The 22,305-nt window shown below is 70.1% G+C and carries 22 protein-coding genes; 9 read left to right on the top strand and 13 right to left on the bottom strand.

All coding sequences use genetic code 11. The features are described 5' to 3' along the window. The first annotated feature begins 99 nt into the window (after positions 1-99). The 7 genes from pyk (at position 100) to ACK8OR_RS09060 (ending at position 4,575) form a co-directional block, all read left to right on the top strand. Positions 100-1,545, top strand: coding sequence for a pyruvate kinase (gene pyk / locus ACK8OR_RS09090; protein ID WP_410189085.1), 1,446 nt, complete (start codon positions 100-102; stop codon positions 1,543-1,545). A gap of 1 nt (position 1,546) precedes the next feature. Then, entirely contained in the window at positions 1,547-1,858 is a 312-nt protein-coding gene (locus ACK8OR_RS09085; protein WP_410189084.1) for a hypothetical protein, read from the top strand. 125 nt (positions 1,859-1,983) lie between these two features. After that, the gene (rpmI, locus tag ACK8OR_RS09080) at positions 1,984-2,184 is read left to right on the top strand and encodes a 50S ribosomal protein L35 (RefSeq protein ID WP_298435863.1); all 201 of its coding nucleotides are present in this window, start codon (positions 1,984-1,986) and stop codon (positions 2,182-2,184) included. Positions 2,185-2,196: 12 nt separating this feature from the next. Continuing rightward, positions 2,197-2,559, top strand: a complete 363-nt coding sequence (gene rplT, locus ACK8OR_RS09075; RefSeq protein WP_298435862.1) for a 50S ribosomal protein L20 — start codon at positions 2,197-2,199, stop codon at positions 2,557-2,559. A 136-nt stretch (positions 2,560-2,695) separates the two neighbouring features. Continuing rightward, positions 2,696-3,376, top strand: coding sequence for an SGNH/GDSL hydrolase family protein (locus ACK8OR_RS09070; protein ID WP_410189083.1), 681 nt, complete (start codon positions 2,696-2,698; stop codon positions 3,374-3,376). A 34-nt stretch (positions 3,377-3,410) separates the two neighbouring features. After that, complete coding sequence (gene cueR, locus ACK8OR_RS09065) at positions 3,411-3,809, top strand: Cu(I)-responsive transcriptional regulator (RefSeq protein ID WP_410189082.1); 399 nt, start codon at positions 3,411-3,413, stop codon at positions 3,807-3,809. A 1-nt stretch (position 3,810) separates the two neighbouring features. Next, positions 3,811-4,575, top strand: coding sequence for a MauE/DoxX family redox-associated membrane protein (locus tag ACK8OR_RS09060; protein ID WP_410189081.1), 765 nt, complete (start codon positions 3,811-3,813; stop codon positions 4,573-4,575). 25 nt (positions 4,576-4,600) lie between these two features. On the opposite strand, the gene ACK8OR_RS09055 is transcribed toward ACK8OR_RS09060, so the two are convergent. Both ACK8OR_RS09055 and ACK8OR_RS09050 read right to left on the bottom strand, forming a co-directional pair. After that, complete coding sequence (locus tag ACK8OR_RS09055; RefSeq protein WP_410189080.1) at positions 4,601-4,930, bottom strand: hypothetical protein; 330 nt, start codon at positions 4,928-4,930, stop codon at positions 4,601-4,603. A 98-nt stretch (positions 4,931-5,028) separates the two neighbouring features. Next, positions 5,029-5,733 carry a serine hydrolase domain-containing protein gene (locus tag ACK8OR_RS09050; RefSeq protein WP_410189079.1) on the bottom strand — a complete coding sequence of 235 codons (705 nt, stop codon included), beginning with the start codon at positions 5,731-5,733 and terminating at the stop codon, positions 5,029-5,031. A gap of 97 nt (positions 5,734-5,830) precedes the next feature. Here ACK8OR_RS09050 and pheS point away from each other — a divergent pair, with 97 nt between their 5' ends. Both pheS and ACK8OR_RS09040 read left to right on the top strand, forming a co-directional pair. Further along, complete coding sequence (pheS, locus tag ACK8OR_RS09045) at positions 5,831-6,901, top strand: phenylalanine--tRNA ligase subunit alpha (RefSeq protein WP_410189078.1); 1,071 nt, start codon at positions 5,831-5,833, stop codon at positions 6,899-6,901. A 32-nt stretch (positions 6,902-6,933) separates the two neighbouring features. Beyond that, positions 6,934-7,416, top strand: coding sequence for a hypothetical protein (locus tag ACK8OR_RS09040; RefSeq protein ID WP_410189077.1), 483 nt, complete (start codon positions 6,934-6,936; stop codon positions 7,414-7,416). A 4-nt stretch (positions 7,417-7,420) separates the two neighbouring features. Here ACK8OR_RS09040 and ACK8OR_RS09035 read toward each other — a convergent pair whose 3' ends face one another. The 11 genes from ACK8OR_RS09035 to ACK8OR_RS08985 form a co-directional block, all read right to left on the bottom strand. Continuing rightward, a complete protein-coding gene (locus tag ACK8OR_RS09035; protein WP_410189076.1) occupies positions 7,421-8,590 on the bottom strand; it encodes a lytic murein transglycosylase in 1,170 nt (389 codons plus the stop codon). Positions 8,591-8,666: 76 nt separating this feature from the next. Next, positions 8,667-10,892 (bottom strand): ribonuclease R, encoded by a 2,226-nt coding sequence (gene rnr, locus ACK8OR_RS09030; protein WP_410189075.1) that lies wholly within the window; start codon positions 10,890-10,892, stop codon positions 8,667-8,669. Positions 10,893-10,921: 29 nt separating this feature from the next. Continuing rightward, complete coding sequence (locus ACK8OR_RS09025; protein ID WP_410189074.1) at positions 10,922-11,956, bottom strand: DNA recombination protein RmuC; 1,035 nt, start codon at positions 11,954-11,956, stop codon at positions 10,922-10,924. Further along, the gene (gene mutL / locus ACK8OR_RS09020) at positions 11,953-13,737 is read right to left on the bottom strand and encodes a DNA mismatch repair endonuclease MutL (protein ID WP_410189073.1); all 1,785 of its coding nucleotides are present in this window, start codon (positions 13,735-13,737) and stop codon (positions 11,953-11,955) included. Before mutL ends, ACK8OR_RS09025 begins: the two co-directional genes overlap by 4 nt. A 41-nt stretch (positions 13,738-13,778) precedes the next feature. Further along, positions 13,779-15,098: a M16 family metallopeptidase gene (locus ACK8OR_RS09015; protein WP_410189072.1), complete on the bottom strand. Its 1,320-nt coding sequence runs from the start codon at positions 15,096-15,098 to the stop codon at positions 13,779-13,781. Further along, on the bottom strand, positions 15,095-16,441 hold the full coding sequence (locus ACK8OR_RS09010) for a M16 family metallopeptidase (protein ID WP_410189886.1): 1,347 nt from the start codon (positions 16,439-16,441) through the stop codon (positions 15,095-15,097). Before ACK8OR_RS09010 ends, ACK8OR_RS09015 begins: the two co-directional genes overlap by 4 nt. Positions 16,442-16,548: 107 nt before the next feature. Continuing rightward, on the bottom strand, positions 16,549-17,061 hold the full coding sequence (locus ACK8OR_RS09005; RefSeq protein ID WP_410189071.1) for a DUF3035 domain-containing protein: 513 nt from the start codon (positions 17,059-17,061) through the stop codon (positions 16,549-16,551). Positions 17,062-17,119: 58 nt separating this feature from the next. Beyond that, a complete protein-coding gene (lspA, locus tag ACK8OR_RS09000) occupies positions 17,120-17,593 on the bottom strand; it encodes a signal peptidase II (RefSeq protein WP_410189070.1) in 474 nt (157 codons plus the stop codon). Further along, complete coding sequence (purH, locus tag ACK8OR_RS08995) at positions 17,593-19,167, bottom strand: bifunctional phosphoribosylaminoimidazolecarboxamide formyltransferase/IMP cyclohydrolase (protein ID WP_410189069.1); 1,575 nt, start codon at positions 19,165-19,167, stop codon at positions 17,593-17,595. The genes lspA and purH overlap by 1 nt, the downstream gene beginning before the upstream one ends. 22 nt (positions 19,168-19,189) lie before the next feature. Beyond that, positions 19,190-20,866 carry a heparinase II/III family protein gene (locus ACK8OR_RS08990; protein ID WP_410189068.1) on the bottom strand — a complete coding sequence of 559 codons (1,677 nt, stop codon included), beginning with the start codon at positions 20,864-20,866 and terminating at the stop codon, positions 19,190-19,192. A gap of 134 nt (positions 20,867-21,000) precedes the next feature. Continuing rightward, complete coding sequence (locus tag ACK8OR_RS08985) at positions 21,001-22,257, bottom strand: RsmB/NOP family class I SAM-dependent RNA methyltransferase (RefSeq protein WP_410189067.1); 1,257 nt, start codon at positions 22,255-22,257, stop codon at positions 21,001-21,003. Positions 22,258-22,305: the final 48 nt, after the last annotated feature.

The following is a 22,305-nucleotide window of genomic DNA, read 5'->3' as shown; positions in this document are numbered from 1 at the left end:
GGCCGCGGCGCGCCGTAGATTGCGGGCGAAGTGTTGCGGCCACGCCCCGGACGGGGCAAAGGTGCGAGCGCTAACGGACCCACGCCGCAGGAGCGCCCCATGAGACGCCATCGCAACGTCAAGATCGTCGCCACCCTCGGCCCCGCATCGGACGATTACGACACCATCCGAAGCCTGTTCGAGGCGGGGGCCGACGTGTTCCGCCTGAACATGAGCCATGGCGGCCATGATGACATCCGGGCGCGCCACAACACGATCCGCGACATCGAGCGCGACACCGGTCGCCCGATCTGCATCCTCGCCGACCTGCAGGGCCCGAAACTGCGCTGCGGCGTGTTCGAGGGGGACTCGGCCGAGATCGAGGAGGGCCAGAAGTTCCGCTTCGATCTCGACGAGACGCCGGGCGACGCCACCCGCGTGCGCCTCCCCCACAAGGAGATCTTCGCCGCGCTGGAGCCGGGCAGCACGCTTCTGGTCAATGACGGCAAGCTGCGTCTCAAGGTCGAGGCCTGCGGCGACGACTACGCCGATTGCGTCGTCGTCACCGGCGGCACCATCTCGAACCGCAAGGGCGTCAACGTGCCTGACGTGGTGCTGCCGCTGGCAGCGCTGTCGGAGAAGGACCGCAAGGATCTGGAGTTCGTCTGCGAATTGGGCGTCGACTGGCTGGCGCTTTCCTTTGTGCAGCGCCCGGAGGACGTGGACGAGGCGCGCGAGCTGGCCCGCGGGCGCGCCGCGATCCTGTCGAAGATCGAGAAGCCCGCCGCGGTCGAGGCATTCGAAGAGATCCTCGCCGTGTCCGACGGCATCATGGTCGCGCGCGGCGATCTGGGTGTCGAGTTGCCGGTACAGGCCGTACCGCCGATCCAGAAGCGCCTGATCCGCAAGTGCCGCGCCGCCGCCAAGCCGGTGATCGTGGCGACCCAGATGCTCGAATCGATGATCGAGAGCCCGATGCCCACCCGCGCCGAGGTCTCGGACGTGGCGCAGGCGATCTACGAGGGCACCGACGCGGTCATGCTCTCGGCCGAATCCGCCGCCGGCCAGTACCCGCTGCAGGCGGTCCAGACCATGAATGCCGTCGCCGAGGAGGTCGAGAGCGATCCGACCTTCCGCGAGATCATCGAGGCCAGCCGGTCCTCGCATCTGACGACGACCGCCGACGGCATCGTCGCCGCCGCCCGAGAGATCGCCGAAACCACCGACGTCAAGGCGATCTGCGTCTTCTCGCATTCCGGCTCGACCGCACTGAAGGTCAGCCGCGAGCGTCCCCGCGTGCCGGTCATCGGCCTGACCCCGATCCGCGAGACGGCGCGGCGGCTGGTCCTGTCCTGGGGCGTCCACTCGGTCGAGACCCAGGAGGTCGAGCGCTTCAAGTTCGCCGTCGTCTCGGCCGTGCGCGCCGCCAAGTCGTCGGGCTTCGCCGAGGGCACAGATCAGGTCGTGGTGACCGCGGGCATCCCGTTCAACGTGCCCGGTTCGACCAACATCCTGCGCGTTGCGCCCTGCGACGAGCGTCTGATCTTCGGGGGCGAGGGCGACTGACGTGGACGGGCTGGCCGCGCTCTGGACCCGCCTTCGCGCGGGCTGGGCCGACCTGCCATCGATCCCCGACCTGCCGCTGCCGCATCCGGGCGATCTCGACGTCCTGATCGTGATTGCCACGGTTGTGACGATGCTGGGCATCATGGGCGTCGTGACCGCCTGGGTCGATCGGCGGGTGTCGGCGAAGTCCCTTCTGGCCACGCTGGTCGGGATCGCGCTGTTCTTCTGGGTCTGGGAGGTGGATCGCGACGGCTTCGGCCCCATCCGCATCCCCGAGGCCTTCATCGAGATGGTCGCGCGGGTCATCCGCTGAGGGTCGGCCCGCCCGGTGCCGCCGCCCCTTGCCACGCCCCCGCCGCCCTGCTACCCGGCGCGTTCGAATGACCGCACGCCCGGCGATTGGGATGCCGAGGCGCGCGATGAACGAAGGAGCCCGAAATGCCCAAGATGAAGACGAAGTCGAGCGCCAAGAAGCGTTTCAAGGTGACCGCGACGGGGAAAGTCCTCGCCGGTCAGGCCGGTAAGCGCCACGGCATGATCAAGCGCCACAAGAAGTTCATCCGCGACGCCCGCGGAACGACCACCCTGTCCGCTCCTGACGCGAAGATCGTCAAGAGCTACATGCCCTACGATCGCTGAGGAGGAGAGAACATGTCCCGAGTCACCTCCGGCAAGGTCACCCACGCCCGCCACAAGAAGATCATCAAGGCCGCCAAGGGCTATTACGGCCGTCGCTCGACGACGTTCCGGACCGCCACGCAGGCCGTCGACAAGGCGAACCAGTACGCCACGCGCGACCGCAAGAATCGCAAGCGGACCTTCCGCGCCCTGTGGATCCAGCGGATCAACGCCGCCGTGCGCGCCCATGACGCCGAGATGACCTATTCGCGGTTCATCAACGCGCTGGCCAAGGCCGGGATCGAGGTCGACCGCAAGGTCCTCGCCGATCTCGCCGTGCACGAGCCCGAGGCCTTCGCGGCCATCGTCGACCAAGCCCGCGCCGCACAGGCCTGAGCCGCGCGCCAGCCCGAGATCGGGGCCGTCCTTCGGGGCGGCCCTTTTTTCGTGCCGCGACCCGTGCCCGCGCGGGATGAACCGATCCTGTGCATCGGCCGTTGACCCCCCGTACCCCAACCCCGGAGATCCGCCGATGCGCGCCGCGTTGCTTGCCCCCTTCGCCCTTCTGGCCGCCTGCGTGGCGACTCCGTTCTCCGATAACGCCATCCTCGCCATCGGCGACAGCGTCATGGCGTGGAACGGCGCGGCAGGCATCCCCGAAGCGACGGCCGCAGCACTCGGCCGCCCCGTCACCGACCGCTCCAAATCGCTGGCCCAGGTCACGAACCCCAACGGCGCGGCCGCCGCCCTCGGGTTCGACATCACGCGCCAGTTCACGGGCGCCGGGGGCGGCTGGGACTGGGTCATCCTGACCGGCGGCGGCAACGACATCCGCGGTGACTGCGCGACGCCCCGGATGGACGCGACCCGCGACGCCCTGATCGGGCCACGCGGCACGGGCGACATCCCGACCCTCATTGCACGCATCCGCAGCACGGGCGCCAAGGTCGCCTTCGTCGGCTACTACGACGGGGCCGAGGCGTCGCCCACGGGCTTCACGCCCTGCCAGCCCGCCTTCGATGTGATGAACGCGCGGATGGCGCAACTTGCCGCACGCGATCCGGGGCTGGTCTTCCTCGATGCGGGCGACGTGATCGACTCGGGCGATCTGGCCCTCTATGCGCCCGATCTCGTGCATCCGTCGGCGCGGGGGTCGGCCCTGATCGGACGGGCGCTCGCCACCGCGATGCGCGCCGCCGAACGCGGGTCTTGACCTTCCAGTAACTGGAAGGACTATCTCGCATCACATGAACATCAGCGATGCCGCGGAGCGCTCCGGCCTGCCCGCCAAGACCATACGATATTACGAGGAGGTCGGCCTCGTGACGCCCGAGCGGGGGGGCAACGGCTACCGCCGCTTCTCCGAGCGCGACGTGCACGACCTGACCTTTCTCGGTCGATCCCGCGCGCTGGGCTTCGGTCTGGGGGAATGCCGCGCGCTTCTCGCGCTCTGGCGCGACGACGCGCGGGCCAGCGCCGAGGTCAAGCGCATCGCCACCGACCATCTGGCCGGGATCGAGGCGCGCATCGCAGACCTGCGCGCGATGCAGGAGACGCTGCGCGACCTCGTGAACCGCTGCGCCGGGGACGACCGCCCCGACTGCCCCATCCTCCATTCCCTTCAAACCTCTCGACCGGAGCGCTGACATGCCCAAGGACACCGCGACCGACACGGCCAAGCGCGCCACGCTCTACCGCATGGTCATGCCCGACCACCTCTGCCCGTCGGGCCTGAAGGCCAAGGACCTGCTGGAGCGCGAGGGCTACGAGATCGACGATCGCCCGCTGCGCGACCGTGCCGAGACCGATGCGCTGAAGGCCGAGCTCGACGTCAAGACGACGCCGCAGGTGATCATCGACGGCACGCGGATCGGCGGCTACGACGCGCTGCGTGCCCATGTCGGCAAGCCCTTGCCCGACCCGAAGGCCACCACCTACCGCCCCGTTCTCGCGATCTTCGCGGTGGCCGCGCTGATGGCCGTGGCACTGAGCTGGCGGGTCGACGGGCTGCTGCTGCAATGGCAGGTCGTGCCGTGGTTCGTCGCCATCGCGATGTGCCTTCTGGGCATCCAGAAGCTGCAGGACGTCGAACGCTTCTCGACCATGTTCCTGACCTACGACCTCCTCGCACGGCGCTGGGTCCGCTATGGCTACATCTATCCCTATCTCGAAACCGGCGCCGGCCTTCTCATGCTGGCCGGCGCGCTCCTGTGGCTCGCGGTGCCCGTGATGCTCGTCATCGGCACGATCGGGGCCGTCTCGGTCTTCAAGGCGGTCTATCTCGACAAGCGGGAGCTCAAATGCGCCTGCGTCGGCGGCGGCTCGAACGTGCCGCTGGGCTTCGTTTCGCTCAGCGAGAACCTCGCCATGATGGGCATGGGCCTCTGGGGGCTGTCGCGGCTGATCGCCTGATGGGGCGACCCGAGCGGCAGCGTGCTCAGGCGTAGGCCGGCTCTTCGACCGCGTCGTAGAGTTTGAGAAAGCGCGGATCCACGAAGGGCAGCGTCTGCGTCATCACGACGCCGCAGGCATTCGCGGTGCGGTCTGCCCACCAATGGGTGTTCAGCACCCCGGCCCAGGTCAGCGTGCCCGCCCGGCGCCGCCCGTCGATATCGGCGTCGTTGCGCAGCCCGGCGAAGCCGTGCCCCGCGGCACCGGGACAGGGGTCCACGTCGTCGGTGATCGGCGGGACGACGGTCACCATTCGCTCGAACCTCCGGCCCTCCATCTGGTCGGCATAGAGCGCCTCGACCGCGTCCTCCGACAAAAGGCGCGTCCCGTCCAGCGCGCCGCCCCCAGCAGCATCCGCAACAGCCGCATGTAATCGGGCGCCGTCGAATAGAGGCAATGCCCCATCCCGTAGACCTACGGCGTGGGCGGCGGGGCCAGCTCGAACGGCCCGAGGGTGCCATCTTCGCCGCGGATCCGGACTTCGGCCAGCCGATCCTCCATCCCGTCCGGTTCGAACGCGGTGGCCGACATGCCCAGCGGTCCGAAGATCTCCTCGCGGCAAAAGGCGTCGATGCGCCGTCCGTCCACGGCTTCGATCACGAGGCCGAGCCAGTCGATCGACGGGCCGTAGCCCCGGCGCTCGCCTGGATCGAACGTCAGCAAATAATCCATGGACGCCGGCGTCCCCGCGAGGATCGACGGATGCCCCGTCGCCTCGAGGTAGCGGGCCATGTCGGCGTTCCAGAACTCGTATTCCAGCCCCGACCGGTGGGTCGCCAGATGCCGCACCGTGGCCGCCGTCTTCGGCGCGCGCAGGCGCGGCGCGTCCCCGCCCCAGCCGTCCAGCACCCGAAGCCTGTCCCATTCTGGGACGATCCCCGCCACCTCCGCATCCATCGAGAGTTTGCCACGGTCGATCAGGAGCATCGCGGCCAGCGACCCGACCAGCTTCGTCATCGAGAAGATGCGAAAGGCGGTGTCCGCGGTGGGGGGGCGGCCCGGCGCGGCCTCGCCCGTGACGGCCGTCGCGGTGATCCCGTTACGATCCCCCAGCATGATGACGGCGAAGGGCACGTCCCCGTTCGCGATGGCGGTTCCGGCGATTTGCTCGAGTTGCACGGCGGTCTCCTCCCGATGCGGCAGCTTTTCCCGAGCGTGACCTTGCGTCGACGCGCGGACGGTTGCGCCGCAACCGGGGCCGCGATAACCCGCGCCCATGGACGATCTGCGCAACAAGTATCTGGGCCAAATCCGCGACGCCTCCGACGAGGACGCGCTCGAACAGGTGCGGCTCGCCGCCGTCGGCAAGAAGGGCGAGGTCGCGCTCCAGATGCGCGAACTGGGCCGCATGACCCCCGAGGAGCGACAAGAGGCCGGCCCGCGGCTCAACGCCCTGAAGGACGAGATCAACTCGGCCATCGCCGCCCGGAAGGCCGGGCTTGAGGATGCTGCGCTGGACGAACGCCTGCGCTCGGAATGGCTGGACGTCACGCTGCCCGCGCGCGCCCGCCGTCAGGGCACGATCCACCCGGTCAGCCAGGTCACCGAGGAAGTGACGGCCATCTTCGCCGATATGGGCTTCGCCGTGGCCGAGGGCCCCCAGATCGAGACCGACTGGTACGTCTTCGACGCGCTCAACATCCCAGGCCATCACCCCGCGCGCGCCGAGATGGACACGTTCTACATGGCCGAGAGCGCGGGGACCGACGAGGCGGGCAATCCCTTCGTGATGCGGACCCACACCTCGCCCGTCCAGATCCGCTCGATGGAGAAGACCGGCGCGCCGACCCGCATGATCTGCCCCGGCCGCGTCTACCGCGCCGATTACGACCAGACGCACACTCCGATGTTCCACCAGGTCGAGGGCATGGCGATCGACCGCGACATCTCGATGGCGAACCTAAAATGGTGCCTCGAGGAGTTCTGCCGCGCCTTCTTCGACGTCGACGGCATCGAGCTGCGCTTCCGCGCGTCGCATTTCCCCTTCACCGAGCCGTCGGCCGAAGTCGATATCCGTTGCTCCTGGGAGGGCGGTACGCTCAAGCTGGGCGAGGGGGACGACTGGCTCGAGATCCTCGGCTCCGGCATGATGCACCCGAAGGTGCTTCAGGCGGGTGGCATCGATCCCGAAGAATGGCAGGGCTTCGCCTTCGGCATGGGCATCGACCGGATCGCGATGCTGAAATACGGCATCCCCGACCTCCGCGCCTTCTTCGACAGCGACCTGCGCTGGCTGAAGCATTACGGCTTCGGCGCGCTTCGGGCGCCCACGCGGCACGCGGGGTGACCGGGCGCGGCCTGCACGGCATCGTGCGGGCCATGGACCGCGCTCTTCTGCCCGATATGGCGGATCTCGCGCTGCAACCGGTCTGCATCGACAGCGATGCGCGGGTCGGCATTTCGGACATGACCGAGGACGAGGCGCGGCAGATCATGGGCGAGATCGACGCAAAGTCCTCGGCGCTCCTCGCCGTGCTTGCCATCATCCTCGCGACCTCGGCCTTCGTGTTCTCGCTCGACCAGACCTATTGGACGCTTCTTTTGATGTTCGGGCAGGTGCTGACGATCTCGGTCTCGATCCTCTTCCTCCTCCGGTGCCTCGTCTACGAGCCCGCGCCGCGTCTGCGCGCCGTCTTCGCGCTCCGGGAGGTCGAGGAGGCGCATCGGCTCCAGATCGAGGCCATCCGGCAGGTGCACTACTTCAACCGCGTCATCGTCCTGACCGTCCTGACCTGCCTTCTGTTCTTCACGATGTCGGTCATCGTCGGGATCGACGCGATGTCGGCGCTGGGAGGTGCCTGAACCGTCACCCGCCCCTGAGCCGCTCCAGCATCTGCGGCGGCATGTAGCCGTCCGGAACCAGCCCCTCGCTCGCCTGCCAGCGCCGAATCGCGTTCAGTGTTAGCGGGCCGACCAGCCCGTCGAACTTCTCGGGATCGAAGCCCGCGGCGGCCAGCAGGCGCTGCATCTCGACCCGCTCGTCGAACCCGAGGGCGCGGTCGCCGCGGGGCCAGCCGCTCTGGATCGGACCGCCGCCCGCCAGGCGATCCGCCAGGTGCCCGACCCCGATGACGTAGGCGTCGGCCGTGTTGTAGCGCTCGAGCACCATGAAGTTGGGCCAAGTCGCGAAGGCGGCGCCCGCCCGGCCCGCGGGCACCCGGATCGAGATCGGCGTCTCGCTCGGAAGCGTGCCCCCGGCGACGGGCTGCACGCCCAGTGCCGTCCATTCGGCAGGGGTCTTCGTGACCAGCGAGGACGCCTCGGAATAGTCGAACCCCTCGGGCAACGTCACCTCCATGCCCCAGGGCTGCCCCGTCTCCCAGCCGTGGAAGGCGAGATAGGCCGCCGTCGAGGCCAGCGCGTCCACCGGGTCATCACCCCAGACGTCGCGCCGCCCGTCGCCGTCGAAATCCACCGCGTGATCCAGAAACGAGCTCGGCATGAACTGCGTGTGCCCCATCGCCCCCGCCCACGAGCCGCGCATCGCGTCCGCCGTCACGTCCCCGGCCTCGAGGATGGTCAGCGCGGCCAGAAGCTGCGCCTCGAAGAAGTCGCGCCGCCGCCCGTCTGCGGCCAGCGTCGCGACGGCGTCCAGCGTCGAGGTGTCGCCCATGAAGGCGCCGAAGCTCGATTCCAGCCCCCAGATCGCGGCGACGATCTCCTTCTCGACGCCGAACCGCGCCTCGATGGCATCCAGCGCCGCGGCGTTCGCCGCCAGCGCCGCGCGCCCGTTCCGCACGCGGTCTTCGCTCACCGCGAGGTCGAGATACTCCCAGATCGTGCGGGTGAATTCCGACTGGTTGCGGTCCAGCCGCACGGTGTCGGCCAGCCAGTCCAGCTCGGGCAGGACGGCGTCGAGCGTGGCGGGCGCGATCCCCGCCGCCTCGGCACGGGGGCGGAACTCGGGCAGGTAGCCGGGCAGGTCATCGGCTTGGGCAGGCAGGGCGAGGAGGAGGGCGCAGAACAGGTATCTCATGCGCGTCACGTTAGCGGCCCCGCGCGGCGATTGCTGCGGCGAAATTGACGGGCGCGTCGTTTCCACGCCGGCCCGCCTAGCGCCGCCGCTTCGGCGCCTTCTTGAACTTGCGCTTGCCGCCCTTCGGCGCGGATCGCCCGCCGCGACCCTTCGTCTTCAGCCGCTCGCCTTCGAGCGCCAGAAGTTCCAGGACCAGACCGCCGGTCACCGGCACCGCCTCGGCCAGCCGCACGGTCACGCGCTGGCCCAGTCCGATCTCGGTCCTGCTCTCGGAGCCCGTCAGGACCTGGTCGTCCTTGTCGTATCGGAAGTATTCCGACCCGAGCGAGCGCACCGGGATCAATCCGTCCGCCCCCGTCTCGTCCAGTCGCACGAACACGCCGAAGGCTTGCACGCCCGAGATGCGCCCCGCGAACTCGGCGCCGATCTTGTCGGCCATGAACGCCGCGAGATAGCGGTCATTGGTGTCCCGCTCGGCCACCATCGAGCGCCGCTCGGCCTCGGAGATCAGCTTGGCCGTGGCGTCGAGGTTCTCCACGTCCCACGGCGACAGCCCGTCCTCGCCCCAGCCATGCGCCGTGATCAGCGCGCGATGCACGATCAGGTCGGCATAGCGCCGGATCGGCGAGGTGAAATGCGCGTAGGACCGCAGGGCGAGGCCGAAATGCCCCATGTTCTGCACGCCGTAATAGGCCTGCGTCATCGCGCGCAGCGTCGACATCGAGATTAGCCCCGACAGCTCGGTCCCCTCGGCCGCGTGCAGCAGCCGGTTGAGCGTGGCGGTCCGCAGCACCTGTCCCTTCGGCAGGTCGAACCCGCTGGCCTTGGCCGTCTCGCGCAGGCTCTCGATGCGATCCGCCTCCGGCTCCTCGTGGACGCGGTAGAGAAGCGGCGTCCTAAACCGCTCGAGCTCCTCGGCGGCGGCCACATTGGCCAGCACCATGAACTCCTCGATCAGGCGATGCGCGTCGAGCCGGTCGCGGAAGGCCACGCTCTCGACCTCGCCCGCGTCGCTGAGAATGATCTTGCGCTCCGGCAGGTCGAGATCGAGGGGCTGGCGTTCGCGCCGCGCGGTCTTTAACGCGCCATAGGCCGCGTAGAGCGGTGTCAGCACGTCAAGAAAGGGCGCGGTCCGGTCGTTCGGCGCCCCGTCGATGGCGGCCTGCACCTCTTCGTAGTGCAGGCTCGCGGGCGAGCGCATCAGTCCCCGGTGGAACTGCTGCGACCGCTTCCGCCCGCGCGCGTCGATCACCATGCGAACCGCGATACAGGCCCGCTCGACGCCTTCGTGCAGCGAGCAGAGATCGCCCGAGAGCGCGTCCGGCAGCATCGGCACCACGCGGTCGGGGAAGTAGGTCGAGTTGCCCCGCTCCCGCGCCTCGCGGTCGAGCGCGGAACCGGGCGTGACGTAAGCCGCGACATCCGCGATGGCCACCCAGATGACATGGCCACCCTCGTTCTGCGGATCGTCATCGGCATGGGCATAGCAGGCGTCGTCGTGGTCGCGCGCGTCGCTCGGGTCGATCGTGATCAGAGGCAGGTCGCGCAGGTCCGTGCGGTCGCCCAGCACCGGCGCCTCGGCGGCCTCGGCTTCGGCCACGGCTTCGTCGGGGAAGTCGTCGCGCAGCCCGTGCTGATGGATCGCGATCAGGCTGACGGCCTTCGCGGCCCCCGGATCGCCCAGCCGGGTGACGATGCGCGCCTTCGGCAGACCCATCCGCGTTCGGCCACCGACCTGCTCGGCCTCGACCAGTTCGCCGTCGCGCGCGCCCTCGACATCGTGGGGCCCGACCAGCCATTCGCGGTCATTGCCCTTTTCGACGGGCAGGATCCGCCCGCCATCCGATCCGGCGCGGAAGACGCCGACGACCCGGCGCGGCCCGGTGCCGATCCGGCGGATCAGCCTTCCCTCGAACTGGTGATCTTCGCCCGCCACCTCGGTCAGCCGGACCAGCAGGCGATCGGCCGCCCCGAGCGCCGGGTCGCCGTCCTTCGGCACGTAGAGGATGCGCGGCTCGGGCGCGTCGCCCTTCCAGTCGGCGGGCGCGAGGAACAGGTCGCCGTCGCGATCCTGCCCCGCCACCTTCAGCACGCTGACGGGTGGCAGGCGGTTCGGATCGTCATAGCTCCGCTTGCGCTTCGACAGGTGCCCCTCGTCCTCCATCTCGCGCAGGATGCGCTTGAGGTCGATCCGCGCCGCGCCCTTTATGCCGAAGGCCTTGGCGATATCGCGCTTGGAGGTGAGGGCGGGGTTGTCGGCGATCCATTGCAGGATGGCCGCCTTGTCGGGGAGGGTGCTCATGCGGGGGCAGCTAGCACGCGCATGGGGTGCTATCCACGCCGGATCACCGGGGCCAGCCGGGGCGGCGCGGGGGCGGCGTCCTCGGCGAAGTCGAACGCGTCCAGCCGGTCGGCCCGCTTGCCCGCCCGCTCGGCGGCGGTGGCGATGCCTTCGACGTCGCGGCGCGCCTGGTCGAAATGCGTCTCGAGCTTGCCCGCCCGCTCGACGATCAGCTCGACATCGCGATGCAGCGCGGCCAGCGCGGCCCGGATCGCGCCCGCCTGTTCGCGCATCCGGTGGTCCTTGAGGATCGCCCGCAGCGTGTTGAGCGTCGCCATCGTGGTCGTCGGCGACACGATCCAGACCCGCAGGCCGAACGCCTCGCGCACGACGTCCGCGTGGTTGGCGTGCAGTTCCGCATGGATCGCCTCGGAAGGCAGGAACAGGCACGCGCCCTCCGCCGTTTCGCCGGGCAGGATGTATTTCGCCGCGATGGCCCGGACATGGGTGCGGATGGCGGCGCGGAATGCCGTCACCGCCCGCGGGTCCTTGGGGTCGGCGATCAGCGCCTCGTAACTCTCCAGCGGGAATTTCGCGTCGATCACCAGCGGGCCCGGCGGGTCGGGCATGTGGATCAGACAATCGGCGCGGCGTCCGTTCGACAGCGTCGCCTGCCAGGTGAACCCGTCGGGCGGCAGGGCGCGCGCGACGATATCGCGGAGCTGGATCTCGCCGAAGGCGCCGCGCGTCTGCTTGTTCGTCAGGATGTCCTGCAGGCCCAGCACGTCTGCAGAGAGCGCCTCGATCTTGGTCTGCGCCGCGTCGATCGTGGCCAGCCGCCGCTGCAGGTCGCCCAACGCCTGCGCCGTCTTCTCGGCCGAGGCGCCCAGCGCGTCGCCCACCTGCGCCTCGCCCGCCCGCTGTTGATCGCGCAGCACGCCCAGCGTGCCCGCCAGATGCGCCTGTCCCCGCGTCACGTCGCCCAGCCGCGCGGTCAGGACCGCGACCAGCGCGATCAGGACCAGCATCACGAGCGCCACCGCGCCCCCGCCGATCACCAGCGGATCGCTCAGGTCGAGGATCATGTCCGCCCGAACAGCCGCTCGATATCCGACAGCTTCAGTTCGACATAGGTGGGCCGCCCGTGGTTGCACTGTCCCGAATTGGGCGTCGCCTCCATCTCGCGCAGAAGCGCGTTCATCTCCGGCCCCGAGAGCCGGCGACCTGTCCGGACCGAGCCGTGACAGGCCATCCGGCTGAGAATCGCGTCGAGCCGCGCGCGCAGCGACAGGGGATCGACCTCCTCGTCGCCCTCGATCTCGTCCAGCAGGTCGCGGATCAGCGCCTCGGCCGAGCAGGTCCCGAGGATCGCAGGGGTTTCGCGCACCGCGATGGTGCCCGGCCCGAACCCCTCGACCGCAAGGCCGAGCCGCCCGAGGTCCAGCGCCAGAAGCCGCTCGGCCGCCGCCGTGCCGACCTCGATCACCTCGGGGATGAGGAGGGCCTGCGCGCGGATACCGCTTTCGTCCATCTGCCGCTTCAATCGTTCGTAGACCAGCCGCTCATGGGCGGCATGGGCGTCGACCAGCACCATGCCCGTCGCCGTCTGCGCCACGATCCAGTTCTCGTGCAGATGCGCGCGCGCGGCACCGAGCGGTCCCTCGGCCTCGATCTCCGGCTCGATCCGGGCGGCGGGCGCTTCGGCCAGCCCCGGCATCTGCGCGGCATAGGCCGTGCCTCGGGCGCCCGCCGAGGGCCGGTCCATCTGGTAGATGGGCGCGGCGGGACTTTCTGGCGTCATCGCGCCCAGCGCCGCCCCCGCCACGGTGGTCGAGGCCCGGTGCCCGTTCTCGGCCAGCGCGTGCCGCAGTCCCGAGACGATCAGCCCGCGCACGAGCCCCGCATCGCGGAACCGGACCTCGGTCTTGGCGGGGTGGACGTTCACGTCGACCAGAACCGGATCGCAGGTCACGAACAGCGCCGCGACCGCATGCCGGTCCTTCGCCAGCACGTCCATATAGGCCCCGCGCAGCGCGCCGGTCAGCATCCGGTCCCGAACGGGGCGGCCGTTGACGAAGAGGTATTGATGCACCGCGTTGCCGCGCGAATAGGTCGGCAGCGACGCAAATCCGGTCAGCGAGAAGCCTTCATGCCCCGCGTCCAGCACCATCGCGTTCTCGGGGAAGTCGCGCCCGAGGATCGTCGCCAGCCGCCCCGCGCGGTCGGAGGCATCCGCGCGGAACAGCACCCTGTCGCCGCCGTCCGACACGTCGCGCAAGCTGAAGGCAACGCCCGGCTCCGCCATTGCCAGCCGCCGGATCGCCTCCGTCACGGCCATCGTCTCGGATCGCTCGGACTTGAGGAATTTCAGCCGTGCAGGCGTCGCGTGGAAGAGGTCGCGCAACTCGACCACGGTGCCCGCGCGCAGGGCGGCCGGGCGCACCGGATCGACCCGGCCGCCCGAGATGCGGATCGACGCCGCTTCGGCCGCGCCCGCCGCCCGCGTGGTGATCGTCAGCCGCCCGACCGCGCCCAGCGACGGCAGCGCCTCGCCCCGGAAGCCGAAGGACCGGATGTCCAGAAGGTCCGTTCCGTCGATCTTGGAGGTCGCGTGCCGCGACAGGGCCAGCGGCAGGTCGGCGGCGGCGATCCCGTGGCCGTCATCGGTCACCCGGATCAGCGTTCGGCCCCCATCCGCGATCTCGACCGAAATCCGCGTCGCCTGCGCGTCGAGCGCGTTCTCGACCAACTCCTTCACGGCGCTGGCGGGCCGCTCCACCACTTCGCCGGCGGCGATGCGGTTCACGGCACCTTCGTCCAGCTGACGGATGCGCGGAAGGATCATATTGCGGTCGGCGGCGCCCATGCCCCAAGGGGTAGCATGGGCGCCGCCGATTCTGACAGGGGCTAAAAGCCTTCGGTGCTCAGGTCGTCGGGTTGACCCACGACCACGAAATGCAGGTCGTCGGGCCGCAGCAGCCGGGCCGCGACGCGCGCGACATCCTCGGCGGTGACGGCCATGATGCGGTCGTTGCGACCGGGGATGTAATCCACCCCGAGGCTCAGCGATTGCATTCCCACGAGGATGCCCGCGATCCGCGAATTGCCGTCGAACCGCAGCGGGTAAGCACCGGTCAGGTAGGTTTTCGCCTGCTCCAGCTCGGCCGCGCTGACGCCGTCGGAGGCAAGCCGCGCCCATTCCTCGCGCACGAGGCGCACGGCCTCGGCGGTCTTGTCGTTCGACGACGAGAATTGGCCCATCCACTGCGCGGCGTGGTCGCGGGGCGCGAGGAAGGTTCCGATTCCGTAGGTCAGGCCCCGCTTTTCGCGGACCTCCGCCATCAGCCGCGACTCGAACCCCGCGCCGCCGAGGATGTGGTTGAGGATATAGGCGGGGAAGTAGTCCGGATCGTCGAAGGCGATGCCCTCATGACCGAAGAAGACGACCGATTGCGGGCTCGGGAAATCGACGACCGTGATGCCGCCCTCTAGCAACTTGTCGGCCTCGGGCACGACATCGCCGCCCGTCGCCGGCAAATCGCCCAGCAGCTTGTCCAGAAGGGGCCCCAGCTCGGCGGCGGTGATGTCGCCGGTCACGCCGACGCGCACCCGGTCGCGGGTCAGCGCATCCGCATGGGCGTCACGCAGGTCGTCGGCGGTCAGCGCCGAGACCGTCTCGACCGTCCCGTCGATGACCGAACCGTAGGGGTGGTCGGGAAAGGACAGCGCCTGGAAGGTGCTCGACGCGATCGCATCCGGGTCGGTCGCGTCCTGCGCCAGCACGGCCAGCACCTGGTCGCGGACCCGCTCGACCGCGGCGTCGTCGAAGCGCGGCGAGACCAGCGCGTCGCGCAGAAGCGCGATGGCCTCGGGCGTCGTCTCAGTCAGGAACTCGGCCGAGATCGAGACACTGTCCTGCCCGGCATCGAAGCCGAACCGCGCGGCCAGATCCTCGGTCGCCTCGGCGAAGGCGCGGGCGTCGCGATCCGCCGCCCCTTCCTCCAGAAGCCCGGTCATCAGGTTGACCGCGCCGCGTTTTCCAGGCCGGTCCAGCGCGGCCCCGCCCTCGAATTGCAGCTCGAGCGCGATGAAGGGGATCGAATGCTCCTCGACCAGCCAGGCCTCAATGCCGCCGGGCGACGTGACCTCCTGAATCTCGACTGCGGCGAAAGCGGGCAGGGGGAGGGCGGCCATCGCGGCGATGGCCCAGGCGCGGATCGGGATCATTGGGTCACCTCCTGCTCGGTCTCGGGTCGGATCAGCCAGCCCGTCACGCTGGTCTCGGGCACCAGCACCTCGCGCGCGACGCGCAGCACGTCTTCCTCGGTCACCGCGGCCAGCGCGTCGGGCCATGCGGCGACATCCTCGACCGTCAGGCCCGAGGTCAATGCGACGCCATATTCGCGCGCCCGTCCCTGCAGGCTGTCGCGGCTGTAGATCTCCGAGGCGCGGGCGGACGCCTTGATCCGGTCGAGCTGGACCGGGTCCACCCCGTCTTCGAGCAGCGTAGCGATCATGCGGTCCATGTCCGCCTCGGCCTGCTCCAGCGTGCGGTCGGGCGTGGGGATCACCACGAGGCCGAAGGTCGTGTCGTCATAGGAGGTGCCCGAGTAGAAGGCCGACGTATATAGCGCCACGCCCTCCTCCTGCTCCAGCGTTCGGCCCATGATCGAGGTCGCCGACGACCCGCCCAGAAGTTGCGCGAGGATCGTCAGCGCGGCGGCGTCGTCCTGATCGCCCGCGTCGCGTTCCGGCGCGAGATAGGTGCGGATGACGTAAGGATTGGACACCCGCGTGTCCGCGTAGCTCAGGCGTCGCGGCGAGAGCTGCGGCGGCTCGGCCGGGCGGACCCGCTCGCCGAGGCCGGGCGTCGGCTCGAGTGCGCCGTAATGCTCCTCGGCCAGCGCACGGACCTCGTCGGGATCGACATCGCCCGCGACGATCAGCGTGGCGTTGTTCGGCGCGTAGAACTCGCCATAGAAGTCCAGCGCATCCTGCAGGTCGAGCGCCGACACCTCCTGCGGCCAGCCGATGATCGGCACGCGGTAGGGGTGGTTGAGATATTGCACGGCGTTGCGCATCTCGCCGAAGATCGCGCCGGGATTGCTGTCGGTGCGCTGCGCCCGCTCCTCCAGCACGACGTCCAGCTCGGTCAGCATATCCTCGTCGTCGAGCACGAGGTCGCGCATCCGGTCGGCCTCCATCCGCATCATCAGGCCCAACCGGTCGGCGGCGACGCGCTGGAAGTAGCCGGTATAATCCTTGCCCGTGAATGCGTTATCGGTCCCGCCCTGGGCCGCGACCGTGCGGCTGAATTCGCCCGGCTCGAGTTCGTCGGTCCCCTTGAACATCAGGTGCTCGAGGAAATGCGCGATGCCGGACTTGCCCGGTGGCTCGTCGGCGGCGCCGACATCGTACCAGACCATGTGGACCACGACGGGCGCGCGGTGATCCTCGATCACGACGGCATCGAGACCGTTGGGCAGGGTGAAGGTCGTGACCGTGTCGTCGAGGCTGGGCTGGGCCAGCGCGGGCGCGGCGGCGAATGCCGCGGCGGCGAGAAGGGGCAGTCTCAAGCGGGAACCTCCGGGATACGTGTCTGGGGTGACAGATGAGGCCCCGGCGCGCGGAATCAAACCGGGGGACCGGCGGGATTCACGCGATTGTCAGGATGGGTTCAGTCGACCGTCGCGGGGTCGGGCGGTGCGGCGACGGTGCGCACGCCCGCCCGGCGCAGGCGCGCCAGCTCGGCATATTGGTCGAGCGAGAGGGGGCGATACGCCTTGTAATAGACGTTCACGTTGAACACCCGCTCGAGCAGGCGGCCATCGTTCTTGCGGCGGTATTCAAGGTCCTCGGCGGCAAGCTGGCCGCGAATGCCCTGTTGCAGCCCGTAGCGCGACACCGCCGCGACCAGCGCGCCGTCGGCGCCCGCGCCCGCCGCCGCGTTGCCACCCAGGGCCGCGATGGCCTCGGCCTCGGGGGCGCGGTCGGTGCGGTTCGATCCACCGGGGGTGGGCGGCGGAAGGGCGGCGAAATTCTCGGGCTGTTCCAGCGGGCGCGACGGCAGGATCGAGAATTCATCCGGCGTCCGGTCGGCCTTGCGCAGGTTGAACAGCGTCGGGTTGTCGCGCTCGCAGGCCGCGACGGTCAGCACCAGAAGCACCGCCATTCCCATCCGTCCGATCATTCCGCGATCCCCCGCGTCTTCCCGTTCGAACCCCTCCTAACGCAACCTTCGGGCAGGGTCACGGGGCTTTGGCGCCTTTGGTCTGGTCGTCGCCCCAGACGATCAGCCCGAAGGCGCCCGCGAAGATGAACACGTCGGCCAGATTGAAGGCATAGGGGTTGTTGAGGCCACAGCAGGACATGTTCAGGAAATCCGCGACCGCGCCGTAAATGACACGGTCCAACGCGTTCGCCAGCGCTCCGCCGATCACGAGGCCTGCCGAGACGAAGGCCATCGGTCGCACGAAGCCCCGCGCCCAGCGGATCAGCAGAAGCGACACCGCGACCGCGATGGCGACAAGGAGCCAGCGTGCGCCTGCGCCACTCAGAAGGCCGAAATTGATCCCCTCGTTCCAGCCCATGCGGAAGGTCAGGAACGGGGGCAGCACCTCGATGATACCGATCTGGCGCAGGTCCATGCCGAAGACGACGATCAGCTTCGAGAGCTGGTCGACCGCGAATGCCAGCGCGGCGGAGATCCAGAGCGCGCGCATCAGTGACGGAAATGCCGCATGCCGGTCAGCACCATCGCCAGACCGGCCTCATCGGCGGCGGCGATCACCGCGTCGTCGCGCATCGACCCGCCGGGCTGGATGACCGCCGTCGCCCCCGCCTCGGCCGCCGCCAGAAGACCGTCGGCGAAGGGAAAGAACGCGTCCGACGCGACGACCGAGCCGACCGCCGCCGATCCGTCCAGGCCCAGAACCTCGCCCACGTCCACCGCCTTCCGGGCGGCGATGCGCGAGCTGTCCAGCCGGCTCATCTGGCCCGCGCCGATACCCACCGTCGCGCCGTCCTTCGCATAGACGATGGCGTTCGATTTGACGTGCTTGGCCACGCGCCATGCGAACATCAGGTCGCGCATCTGGGCCTCGGTCGGGGCCAGCTTCGTGACCACCTTCAGTTCCGCCGCCGAGACGTGCCCCGTATCGTGGTCCTGTGCCAGCCAGCCGCCCGCCACCTGCCGCAGGGCCCGCCGTGCCGCGCGCGGATCGGGCAGCGTGCCCGTTGTCAAAAGCCGCAGGTTCGGCTTGGCCGCGAAGACCGCGCGGGCCGCGTCGTCGGCTTCGGGTGCGATTACCACCTCGGTGAAGATCTCCACGATGGCCCGCGCCGTCGCCTCGTCCAATGGACCGTTCAGCGCGACGATGCCGCCGAACGCGCTCGTCCGGTCGCAGTCGAAGGCGCGCCCATAGGCCTCGGCGAGCGTGGCACCGGTCGCCACGCCGCACGGGTTGGCGTGCTTGATGATCGCGACCGCCGGTCCGTCGAACTCGGCCACCAGCTCGACCGCGGCATCCGTGTCATTGATGTTGTTGTAGCTCAGCGCCTTGCCCTGGTGCTGCGCCGCGGTCGCCACGCCGGGCCGCGCGCTGCCATCGGTGTAGAAGGCCGCGCCCTGATGCGGGTTCTCGCCGTAGCGCAGGGGCTGGGCCAGCACACCCGCCGCCGCGACGCGCCGCGGCACCTCCTCGAAGCGCGCCATCCATGTCGCGACCGCCGCGTCATAGGCCGCCGTCCGGCCATAGGCGATCGCCGCCTGCCTCTGCCGGAAGGGCAGGGTGGTGGCGCCGTCGTTGGCGTCCAGCTCCTCCAGAAGCGGCGCGTAATCCTCGGGGTCGACGATCACGGTCGTGAAGCCGTGGTTCTTGGCCGCCGCGCGGATCATCGCCGGGCCGCCGATATCGATGTTCTCGATCACGTCGGGTGCATCCGCACCGCGCGCCACCGTCGCCTCGAACGGGTAGAGGTTCACCACCAGCAGGTCGATCGCCGCGATGCCATGCGCCTCCATCGCATCGGCATGCGACGGCACGTCCCGCAGCGCCAGAAGGCCGCCATGCACCGCCGGGTGCAGCGTCTTGACGCGCCCGTCCATCATCTCGGGAAAGCCCGTCAGCTCGGATACGTCGCGCACCGTCAGCCCCGCGGCGCGCAAGGCCTGCGCCGACCCGCCGGTCGAGACCAGCTCGACCCCGCGCGCGGCCAGCGCCGTGCCGAGATCGGTCAACCCCGCCTTGTCGGATACGGAGATCAGGGCGCGTTTCACGGGCACGGCGTCGGTCATCGGAGAATCGTCCTTCCAGCTCTCAGCCCCGGCTCTCGGCAGGCGACGGCGGCAGGTCCGTCGCCTCCTGTGCCCGTGTCCAGGTCCAGTCGATGGTGGCCGCATACTTCACCACGCGGTCGGAGAGAACCACCTGTTGCGCCGCTCGCGGCTTCAGCCGCGTGGCGTCCAGATGGACCGACGGCTCCAGCGTCGGCACGAGGTCGCGGCCCGGCTGGAACACCCAGACCTCGCCCGAGGGCAGGGCGACCGACACGGCCCGCCCGCCCATATCCACCTCGGCCTCGGCGTCGGGGTGCAGGTGGAACCGGATCTCGAAGGGCACGCCCTGCAGCTTGGCCTCGGTCTGCGCGTCCTCGAACCGCTCCTTGTCGGCGGCGCTGACGGCGCGCAGCGAATCCTCGCCCGACAGCGTCCGCCCGTCCGAGGCCAGCACCAGCCGCCGCAGATGGGTCAGCCCGTGGGACGGCGCGTAGCCGTCATGGCTCAGCACCACGGTCGTCGCCCGGCGCGATCCGCTCTTTTGCCATTGCACCCGCGCGGGCGTCTGCACGAGCGGCGCGATCCGGCGTCCGTCGCGGGCCAGAAGCGGCCCGATCCGGCTCGACGACCAGCCGCTGAGCGAGAGGGTCGAGTGGCTCGCCGTGGCGCGGCCGGCGCGGTGCCAGTCCGGCCCGAACGCGCCGCCGGGCCCGCAATTCACCACCACCGGGCAGGCCCCCGAACTCAGCTCGAAGGCGAGCGTCGAGGCATGGGCAGAGCCCGACGCGATCCCCGTTGGCGGGGCGGCGGCATCGACCACGACCGAGCTGCGCCCATGCGCCAGCGCCACGAAACCCATCGCGAGCCCGCTATCCATCCGCCCCCGGATGCCGCTATCGACCAAGACGCGGTCCAGCCGCCCCGGCAGGCCCCGCCCGCCCCCGTGAAACCGCGCGAGCCCGCCATCCGCATGCCGAAGCGCGCGCAGCGTCGGCACGATCCGTGCCTGCGCCGCCCGCAGACCCTCGGGCACCTCGCCGATTTCCGACAGGGCCGCGATCGCCCAGCCCAGGAGCGTCGCCACCTCCAGAAGCGCCTCCGGGTTACGGCTGGCGATGCCGCCATCGTCGCCGACATCCTCGGCCATCGCTTGCGTCAGGTCGGCCGCGGCCCGTTGCCCCAGATCGCCCAGGCCCTCCAGCGTCAGCCCGGCATAGAGAAGCCCCGTCAGCGCCTCCATCCGCGGAAGGCCCGCGGGCGCCTGCGTCCAGTTCCGCGACAGGAAGACCGTCTGTCGGTACGCAGTCTCGAAGAACGCCCTCTGATCGGGTGCGGGCATCCCCTGCAGGAGGATCGGCGCGTGGCTGATCCAGCGCAGCACCCGCCGCCCGGTCAGCGCCGCGGCCCAGCCCCGGCCCGTGCCACGCCCGTTCCGGCGGGCCCATTCGAGGATCCACCCCCGAGCGGTGGCGACCGCGTTGCCCGTGCCGACGGCCATCACGTCGTCGAGCCAGCTTTGCCCGTGCAGCATCATCTCGAACGGGTCGGACGGCGCCTCCAGTGTCCAGGGCGACGCCCCCGGCGCCTGCACGAGTTGCCCGGCCAGGTGCCATGTTCCGTTCAGGATGTGCCGCCCGCGCTGCGCCGATCCGGTGCCGCGCGGCTCGGGCTGCCAGACGAGAGACCGGGTGCCCTTCGGCGGCGCCGATCGCGCCACGCGCCAGCGCGTCGTCCATCTGTCGCGGAGGGTGCCTGCCCGTCCCATGGCTTCGTTCCCGACCTCGGTGGCCCCTGTCTCCGGGGCCTTCGCGCGCGACGATACGCCGCCCGCCATCGGCTGTCACGCGGGGCTCAGTCCGGGCGGCGCAACACCGCCATGTAGAACCCGTCCATGCCGCCCCGCTCGGGCCAGAGATCGGGCAGAAGCCGCAGCCCGTGGTCCGAAGCCGCGACCTCCGGCAGGCCGAACGCCACCGGGTCCAGCGGCTCGGCGGACAGCCCGTCATGCCGCTTCAGCACCGCCGTCACCTGGTGCTCGCCCTCGACCGGCAAGAGCGAACAGGTGCAATAGACCAGCCGCCCGCCGGGCCGCAGGAGGTCCAGCGCCCGGTCGATCAGTCGGTATTGCAGCCGGGTCAGCGTCTCGACGTCGCGCGCCTCGCGCAGATGCGGCAGGTCGGGATGCCGCCGAACCGTGCCGGTCGCGGTGCAGGGCGCATCCAGCAGCACCGCGTCGAACGGTGCCTCCGGCGTCCACTCCAGCGCATCCGCCTCGACGATCTCGGCCGTCAGTCCCGTCCGTTCCAGGTTGGCATGGACCCGCCGCAGGCGCTTGGGCGAGATGTCGAGCGCCGTGACCTCCGCCCCCGCCGCCGCAAGCTGCATCGTCTTGCCGCCCGGTGCGGCACAGAGGTCCAGCACCCGCAGCCCCGCCACGTCGCCCAGCAGGCGCACGGGCATCGCGGCCGCCGCGTCCTGCACCCACCAATGGCCCTCGGCATAACCCGGCAGCGTCGAGACCTGCCCCCCGTCCAGTCGGAACGACCCCGTCGGAAGGGCCTCGGCCCCGTCCGGGAGCACCGCGTCCAGGCCCTTCGGCGTCAGGTCTAGCGGCGCGCCCGCGACATGCGCGGCCTCGATCGCTTCCAGCCGGTTGCGACCCCAGGCCTTCGCCAGCGGCTTGCGCAACCAAGGCGGCAGGGCGGGCGGCGGCAGCGCGTCCCAAGCCGCGCGATCCTCGGCCAGCCCGCGCAGCACCGCGTTCACCAGCCCCGCCTGCTTGGCCGTGCGCGGCGACATCCGGGCCAGCGCGACCGCGTCGTTCACCACCCCGTGCGGGGCCGCGTCGTCGGCGAACAGCTCGGCCAGCGCAAGCCGCAGGATATCGCGCACGCGTGTTGCCGGCTGGCGCTCCATCCGCGCCTTCAGGAGCGTGTCTGCCTGCCCCAGATGCTGGAGCGCGAGGCCCGCCAGCCGCAGCGCCCGCGCCGCATCCGGTCCGTCTAGACCGCTGGCCCCGTCAGACAGCATTCGCCCGTCGCGCAGCACATGGGCCATGAGTTTCAGCGCCCCGCGGCGTGCGGCGAGGCTGTCGGGTCGATCCGTCATGCGGGGGCGCTCCTTGGCGGCGGCGGTCCCGCGACGTATATCCATCCC

This window comes from Jannaschia halovivens, from assembly GCF_046452375.1.
Lineage (GTDB): Bacteria > Pseudomonadota > Alphaproteobacteria > Rhodobacterales > Rhodobacteraceae > Jannaschia > Jannaschia halovivens.
This window is presented reverse-complemented; position numbering and strand designations above follow the sequence as displayed.

Excerpts from the sequence above, each read along its gene's own strand:
- rpmI (WP_298435863.1), top strand. The coding sequence starts at position 1,984 with ATGCCCAAGATGAAGACGAAGTCGAGCGCCAAGAAGCGTTTCAAGGTG.
- ACK8OR_RS09025 (WP_410189074.1), bottom strand. The coding sequence starts at position 11,956 with ATGATCCTCGACCTGAGCGATCCGCTGGTGATCGGCGGGGGCGCGGTG.
- lspA (WP_410189070.1), bottom strand. The coding sequence starts at position 17,593 with ATGCGCGCGCTCTGGATCTCCGCCGCGCTGGCATTCGCGGTCGACCAG.
- pheS (WP_410189078.1), top strand. The coding sequence starts at position 5,831 with ATGGACGATCTGCGCAACAAGTATCTGGGCCAAATCCGCGACGCCTCC.
- ACK8OR_RS09040 (WP_410189077.1), top strand. The coding sequence starts at position 6,934 with ATGGACCGCGCTCTTCTGCCCGATATGGCGGATCTCGCGCTGCAACCG.
- ACK8OR_RS09070 (WP_410189083.1), top strand. The coding sequence starts at position 2,696 with ATGCGCGCCGCGTTGCTTGCCCCCTTCGCCCTTCTGGCCGCCTGCGTG.
- ACK8OR_RS09005 (WP_410189071.1), bottom strand. The coding sequence starts at position 17,061 with ATGATCGGACGGATGGGAATGGCGGTGCTTCTGGTGCTGACCGTCGCG.
- cueR (WP_410189082.1), top strand. The coding sequence starts at position 3,411 with ATGAACATCAGCGATGCCGCGGAGCGCTCCGGCCTGCCCGCCAAGACC.
- rnr (WP_410189075.1), bottom strand. The coding sequence starts at position 10,892 with ATGAGCACCCTCCCCGACAAGGCGGCCATCCTGCAATGGATCGCCGAC.
- ACK8OR_RS08985 (WP_410189067.1), bottom strand. The coding sequence starts at position 22,257 with ATGACGGATCGACCCGACAGCCTCGCCGCACGCCGCGGGGCGCTGAAA.
- rplT (WP_298435862.1), top strand. The coding sequence starts at position 2,197 with ATGTCCCGAGTCACCTCCGGCAAGGTCACCCACGCCCGCCACAAGAAG.
- ACK8OR_RS09035 (WP_410189076.1), bottom strand. The coding sequence starts at position 8,590 with ATGAGATACCTGTTCTGCGCCCTCCTCCTCGCCCTGCCTGCCCAAGCC.
- pyk (WP_410189085.1), top strand. The coding sequence starts at position 100 with ATGAGACGCCATCGCAACGTCAAGATCGTCGCCACCCTCGGCCCCGCA.
- purH (WP_410189069.1), bottom strand. The coding sequence starts at position 19,167 with ATGACCGACGCCGTGCCCGTGAAACGCGCCCTGATCTCCGTATCCGAC.
- ACK8OR_RS09060 (WP_410189081.1), top strand. The coding sequence starts at position 3,811 with ATGCCCAAGGACACCGCGACCGACACGGCCAAGCGCGCCACGCTCTAC.
- mutL (WP_410189073.1), bottom strand. The coding sequence starts at position 13,737 with ATGGGCGCCGCCGACCGCAATATGATCCTTCCGCGCATCCGTCAGCTG.
- ACK8OR_RS09015 (WP_410189072.1), bottom strand. The coding sequence starts at position 15,098 with ATGATCCCGATCCGCGCCTGGGCCATCGCCGCGATGGCCGCCCTCCCC.